This is a genomic window from Streptomyces sp. MB09-01 (assembly GCF_033794505.1).
Taxonomy (GTDB): domain Bacteria; phylum Actinomycetota; class Actinomycetes; order Streptomycetales; family Streptomycetaceae; genus Streptomyces.
In genome coordinates, this window is the sequence record NZ_JARAYQ010000574.1 from 1 (window position 1) to 1,050 (window position 1,050).

1 pseudogene is annotated in these 1,050 nt (G+C 74.6%); it reads left to right on the forward strand.

Annotation, left to right across the window (positions count from 1 at the left end):
- Positions 1-195: 195 nt before the first annotated feature.
- Positions 196-795: pseudogene (locus tag PV721_RS43525) on the forward strand (PP2C family protein-serine/threonine phosphatase); the annotation flags it as partial.
- Positions 796-1,050 lie beyond the last annotated feature (255 nt).

Genomic DNA, 1,050 nt, shown 5'->3' on the forward strand with positions numbered 1-1,050 from the left:
GTGGCTCTTGTCGTGTGTCGCGGGCGATATCGTGGAGGGTGGGGGTGGCGGTGCGGAGAGGTGCGAAGCTGGCCGCGGCGTTGGGCCGGCAGGGCATGCTGTGGCGCAGCGGGGTGGGGGTGGGGGCGGCCGGTGAGGGGGGCGCGTGGGGCGGGGGGGCGCGGGGCTTGCGGCTGGCCGGCGCGGGGCGGTGGCGGGGTCGGCGGCGACTGGTTCGACGCCATCGCCGGCCCGGACGACACCACCGTCCTCGTGATCGGCGACGTCATGGGCAGCGGCATCAACGCCGCCGCCAGCATGGGACAGCTGCGCACCGCGACCCGCACCCTCGCCGAACTCGCCCTCGACCCGCCCCAGGTGCTCCAGCAGCTCGACCGCACCACAGCCGCCCTCGAAGAGACCATCGCCACCTGCGTCTACGTCGTCTACGACCCGCACCGGGCCCGGTGCCGGGTGGCCGTCGCCGGACACCTGCCGCCCGTCCTCATCCGCGCCGGCCGCACCCCGGAGCTCCTCGACCTGCCCACCGGCGCACCGCTGGGCGTCGGCGGCATCCCCTTCGAGGCCACCACCGTGTCCATGGAGCCCGGCGACCAACTCGTGCTCTACACCGACGGCCTGGTCGAGACCCGCGACCAGCCCATCGACGAACGCCTCGACCTCCTCCTGACCCTGCTCGCCGACACCGGCCGGCCGCTGGAGGAGACCTGCGACCGGCTCCTGGACTCCCTGCGCCGGCCGGACGACCACGACGACGTCGCCCTGGTCATCGCCCGTGCCAGGCCCCTGCAGTAGCGGACCGCTCGCCTCGCGGGCCGGCCGCCGCGAGCCTAGGCTGATCGTGATCGCTGTGCCTTGCCCCCGTACGGCAGGAGGAATGTGGTGACTCCGACGCACATACGGTTCCGCCGGGCCTGTGTGGCCGCCGCCGCAGCGGGTCTGCTCGTCGCCCCCGCCGTCGCGGGCTCCGCGTACGGCACGCCCGCTCCACCGCTGCACCCCCCCGCGCCACCCCCCCCCGTCCCTTAAAAAAACCAACACCCGCCACAA